We start from the raw sequence: 4,890 nt of genomic DNA on the forward strand, positions 1-4,890 counted from the left end.
GCTCGATGGCACACGCGGTCAGCGTGCCACCATCAACACCCTTACGCCACAGCCCAGTTCACACGATCAACGGCTACGAAAATCTTGGAAGACCCAGCCAGTCGACATCCCCCACTGCGTCCGTCTACGCCCGGGCGGCCTTGAGCACCCGCTCGAAGGTACCGTCTGCCGCCCACCGGCGGAAGCGGGTGGGCACCGTGGCCCACGGCCCGTACCGCTCGGGCACATCCCGCCAGGCAGTCCCGGCACGGAACTTCCACACGATCCCGTTGAGGACCCTTCGGTCGTCCAACCGCTTCCGCCCCAGCAAGGACGCGGGCAGTAGCCGAACGAACTCCCACTCGGTCTCGGACAATTCATGGTGACGTATCACCCGTCGTCACCCCGAAGCGACGACCCCGGTAGCCGGTGCGCTCGCCCAGGCGGCCTCCCGCACACCGCCGGCGATCACCGCGCACGTGAACAGGATCGCAGGGGCACTCCACTCCCAGGAGGCCAGCCCGATCACCGGCAGGACGAAGACCGAATGGACGGCGGAGACGGCAAACGCCCCCCGAGCCCAGCCTCCGCCGGTCATCAGCCGACGTACGGTCGCCCAGTGGCGCCACCACAGTCCGGCGGCCACCGCAGCGATGCCGGCCATCACGGCAGCGCCCAGCCGGGCCAGATCGGCATCGGTCACGCCGCCGGGTTCCGGTGCGGTCGAGCCGGTAGCGTGCACGCTCAGTGCGACCGCAGTCCATCCGAGGGCCGCCGCACTCAGCAAAGAAGCCAGAACCGCTGCGCGCCGCCGGGCCCAAGTCGTTTCAGAATGCATGCAGTTCGGTTTCATGACTCATCCTAGCCAGCGCTCGTCCTTGTGTTCGGGGGCGCGACACTTTCCCCGACTCGTCCGCGGAGCACGGCCACGCGGGGCGCGGCGCCAAAGGGTGTTGCACATGGCCGTGAGCCGGGCATCTCCGTTGTATGGCTGGGGTGTTAAGGGCTGACCGCGTGTGTGGAGACGTTCACGGGACTGCGGATGACGCAGTTTTCGGGTCTGTTGAAGGTGGATGGTGTGACTACCCGGGCGTGGATGGTGGACGATGACCTGTGGGCGCTGATCGCGCCGCTGCTGCCACCCTGGCCCGAGTAGGCTGCCGGCCCGAGGCCGGTGCCGGACCTGCTGTGCCTGCTGTGCCTGCACGGCATCTTGTACGTGCTGCACAACGACGTCGCCTGGCAACTGCTGTCCCTGGAGCCGGGGTTCGGCTCGGGCCGGACCTGCCGGCGGCGGCTGGAGCGGTGGCCGCCGCGGCCGTGCGTGCCGTCATCGGGGCCCCGGTCACGTAAACGCCGTGACCGGGGCCCCAGGATCAGCTACCGCGGAAGGTGCCGATGGCCGTTAGTTCCGGTACCGGAACACGATCCTGCCGCGCGTCAGGTCGTACGGCGGGAGCTCCACCAGCACCCGGTCTTCCAGCATGATCTTGATGTAGTTCTTGCGGATCTTCCCGCTGATGTGCGCGAGCACCTGGTGGCCGTTGTCGAGTTCCACGGTGAACATGGCGCTGCGCAGGCACTCGACGACCTTGCCCTCGACTTCGATGACGTTCTTGTTCTTCGTCATCGCACCAGCTCCAGGTTGCTGCTCATCGGCCGGGCGCCGATGCCCTCGAACAGCGCCGAGGCTGCCTGGTTGGACTCGTGGACTTCGGTCCTGGCCGCGGCGAGCCCGGAACGGTGCAGCGTCCCCAGCGCGTGGGCGAGCAGCGCCCGCGCGATGCCGCGGCGCTGCTCGCCGGCCCGGACCGCGACCAGCCCGATGCGCGGCCGGTTCACCGTCACCACGCGGATCAGACCCAGGTAGCGGTCCGGTGCCGCGGCCACCGCGTACTTCGACGGGTCGACGATGGTGTCGCCTTCGGGGCGGGGAGTTACCTCCGCGGGCATCGACTGCCACCCGACACTCGCCTCGACTTCGTCACGGATCGCGCGGTCCACCGCCCGCAGCAGACTCTCGTCCGCCTGACCGGCGGGCACGATCGTCACGCCCGAAGGCGGCAGGACTGCTTCGAGCCCTGTGACCCGCGGATCGGTCGGCACGACGTACTCCCACTCTCGGCGCCGGATCGTGAAACCGGCCCGCCGCCAGCCGGCCGTCAGCTCGACGTCGGCTTCGTCGACCACCGTGTACAGCGGCGCCGGCAGCTGCGCCAGCATCGCCTCGGCGAGCCGGTCGAAGGTGGCGTCGTGCCAGGCGTCGATGCTGACGAACAAGCGTCCGTCGGGCCGGTGCTCCGCATGCCCGCGGCCGACCACCAGGTCGTCATCCAGTGCATGCCATTGCCTGTCCGCGACGCGCGTGATCATCACCGCGTTCTCGCTCAGGCCAGATGTGAAAGGCTTCGTGTTCATCGGAGTCTCCTTCCAGGAGTGCCTCGATCTCAGGCGCTCCTGGCGACACCGAACGTCAGCCGCCGGACCGTGACGGGTTGAGGGAGCACCCATGGGTAACTGTGTTCACGGGGCTCACCTCCATACGACGACTTCACGGTCCACCGCGAAAATAACAGCGGGGCGCAGCCTCGCTCAAATCATTTCCTATGAGCTCGTCACGCGATCATGATCCGCTCTTCTTGAGGCGTCTCCGGCAGATGAGGCTGCAAGCCAACGAGGGGAAGGAGTCGTGGAGTTCGATACGTCGTTCCCATCGGACCGCGAGGCGTTCGAACTGGCGGAGCAGGGCGAAGGTCTGCTCGACGACGTAGCGGAGCCTGCCCAGGCCCTTGATGTTCGGGGAGCCCTTGCGGGAGATCACCGCCTGGATGCGACGGCGTCGCAGCTCACCGCGCACAGCCTTCGAGTCGTACGCCTTGTCGCCCAGGAGGCTCTCCGGCATCTGTCGGGGCCGGCCGGGTCGTCCGGCGACGGGCAGGATGCCGTCGACGAGGTCGAGGGTCTGGGTGATGTCGTTGACGTTGGCGGCGGTCGTGATGACGTGCAGAGGCGCCGCCGCCACGAAGCGGTGGTCGGAGTAGCCGGGTGGGACGGGTGCTCGCAAGTGCCGGCCGAGCGCCCGGCGGCGTTGTGTGAGGTCAGCCGGCGCCGGCCCGTCGCGCCGTCTGCGCCGGGTCGGCCGGGATGGTGTCCTGGGCGATGGCCTGGGCGAGCAGGGCCAGCGCGGTCCGCGAGGTCGAGCCCGCCTCCGTGGTGGCGACCACCACGTTGGGGCCCGGCCCGTGACTCAGGGTCTGCTGAACGACGGTCAGGGGGCCGACCAGCGGGTGCCGCATCTCATAAGCGGCGACGGTGCAAGCCTTGACCCGGTGGTCGGCCCACATCGAGGCGAACTCGACGCTCTTGGCGCTCAGTTCACCCAGAAGCGCATGCAATGCCGTGTCCTGCGGATGCTGGGCCGCCACCAGGCGCAGATTCCCCACCACCGCCCGGGCCTTGCTCGGCCAGTCCGCGTACAGGTCGCGGGTATGACCGTCGAGGAACACCAGTCTGGCCATGTTGGGACGCTGCGCCGACAGGTCCGGGGCACCAGGGTCCAGGTGCCCGGCGAACAGCGCGTGACCCAGGCGATTCCACGCGAGCACGTCACTGCGCAGGCCGAGCACGATCGCGGGAACGTCCGCCAGCACGTCCATCAACTGAGCCGCCGCCTCCGTCACACGCTCCGCAGCAGGCCGCCGGCCCCGAGTACGATGCCTGTCCGCCCGGGCCAGGTCGTGCAAGTACCGCCGCTCGGACTCGTCCAACCGCAGAGCCCCGGCGATCGCGTCCAGCACCTCGGACGACGCGCTCAGTGACTGCCCCTGCTCCAGCCGGGTGTAGTAGGAGGCGCTCACACCCGCCAGCAGCGCCAACTCCTCGCGCCGAAGACCCGGCACACGCCGACGCTCCCCGTAGGTGGGCACCCCGACATCCTTGGGACGCAGCTGGGAGCGCCGCGCCTGCAGGAAGTTCCCGAGCTGCGATTTTCCGGTCATGGATCCGAGTATGGGCCGACTCGAAACGCACAGCCTGCCCCGGCTGTGGATAGGCACCAGCGGGTCTGGCTCCCCGGCAGGACTGGTGATGACGTGGGCGACGCCGACCCGGCACCACCCCGCACACACCCAGGAGGACGCCTTGAGCGCCACCACCAGCGAACACGACCTCTTCGAGGCTCTGGACCCATCAGGCTTCGCCTTCACCAGACGCGCATGGGTCGACGCCGCACCCGCCCGGGTCTATGACCTGGTCAGTGACGTGTCCGCAATCGGCCGTTGGAGTCCGAACGCGACCGACGCCACGTTCGACCAGGGCGCCGGGCCTCGGGTCGGCGCCTGGTTCAGCGGCCGCAATCAGAAGGACGGCAGGGAATGGACCACCCGCTCCCAGGTCGTACGAGCCGACCCCGGCGACGCCTTCACCTTCGTGGTCGGCGGCGCCGAGGACGGCATCGTGCAGTGGGGCTGGACCTTCCACCACCAGGGACGCGGAACCGTCGTCGAGCAGTCCTGGCAACTCCTCCGCCTCGACCCGGTGCTGGGCACCACCCGCGGCGACCTCGACGCACTCCGCGACTACATGACGAACAGCGTCGAAGCCACCCTGATCTCCCTCGCCCAATGGATCGCCGAAGAGTGAGGTTCCCGGGTGTGGCTTCGTCGACGGTGGCAGGCGCGAGCGACGCGCCTGGCCCCTGTACCGCTGGGACACCCACCCACGAGACCTCCTAGAGCTACCCTCGCGTAAGCGGGGGTAGCTCTGCCCGACCCCAGCGCGAGTGCGCGGCACGGCCATTGTCCCCGCGCGAGAACGAGCCTCACTTCTGAGCGCACGTGGCTGATCGTGGACCAGTTCGAAGAGCTCTACACCCTCTGCCACGACCCGGACGAGCGCGACCAGTTCATCGAC

8 protein-coding genes are annotated in these 4,890 nt (G+C 68.8%); 2 read left to right on the forward strand and 6 right to left on the reverse strand.

The features are described from left to right. Nucleotides 1–124: 124 nt before the first annotated feature. The 6 genes from ABZ471_RS47695 to ABZ471_RS47720 all read right to left on the reverse strand — a co-directional run bounded on the left by ABZ471_RS47695 (nt 125) and on the right by ABZ471_RS47720 (nt 3,977). Complete coding sequence (locus ABZ471_RS47695; RefSeq protein ID WP_359075412.1) at nt 125–355, reverse strand: transposase; 231 nt, start codon at nt 353–355, stop codon at nt 125–127. A gap of 24 nt (nt 356–379) precedes the next feature. Next, complete coding sequence (locus ABZ471_RS47700; protein ID WP_359075413.1) at nt 380–682, reverse strand: hypothetical protein; 303 nt, start codon at nt 680–682, stop codon at nt 380–382. 702 nt (nt 683–1,384) lie between these two features. After that, nucleotides 1,385–1,609, reverse strand: coding sequence for a translation initiation factor IF-1 (gene infA / locus ABZ471_RS47705; RefSeq protein WP_225824102.1), 225 nt, complete (start codon nt 1,607–1,609; stop codon nt 1,385–1,387). Beyond that, on the reverse strand, nt 1,606–2,397 hold the full coding sequence (locus ABZ471_RS47710; protein ID WP_359075414.1) for a GNAT family N-acetyltransferase: 792 nt from the start codon (nt 2,395–2,397) through the stop codon (nt 1,606–1,608). The genes infA and ABZ471_RS47710 overlap by 4 nt, the downstream gene beginning before the upstream one ends. A gap of 205 nt (nt 2,398–2,602) precedes the next feature. After that, nucleotides 2,603–3,043: a transposase gene (locus ABZ471_RS47715; protein WP_359075415.1), complete on the reverse strand. Its 441-nt coding sequence runs from the start codon at nt 3,041–3,043 to the stop codon at nt 2,603–2,605. A 34-nt stretch (nt 3,044–3,077) separates the two neighbouring features. Then, complete coding sequence (locus ABZ471_RS47720; RefSeq protein WP_359075416.1) at nt 3,078–3,977, reverse strand: helix-turn-helix transcriptional regulator; 900 nt, start codon at nt 3,975–3,977, stop codon at nt 3,078–3,080. Nucleotides 3,978–4,065: 88 nt separating this feature from the next. On the opposite strand from ABZ471_RS47720, the gene ABZ471_RS47725 reads away from it, so the two are divergent. Both ABZ471_RS47725 and ABZ471_RS47730 read left to right on the forward strand, forming a co-directional pair. Next, nucleotides 4,066–4,620, forward strand: a complete 555-nt coding sequence (locus ABZ471_RS47725) for an SRPBCC family protein (RefSeq protein WP_359075417.1) — start codon at nt 4,066–4,068, stop codon at nt 4,618–4,620. 120 nt (nt 4,621–4,740) lie between these two features. Then, a partial coding sequence (locus ABZ471_RS47730; RefSeq protein WP_359075418.1) for a hypothetical protein occupies nt 4,741–4,890 on the forward strand: 150 nt, incomplete at its 3' end.

It is taken from the genome of Streptomyces sp. NPDC005728, from assembly GCF_040630895.1.
Classification (GTDB): domain Bacteria; phylum Actinomycetota; class Actinomycetes; order Streptomycetales; family Streptomycetaceae; genus Streptomyces.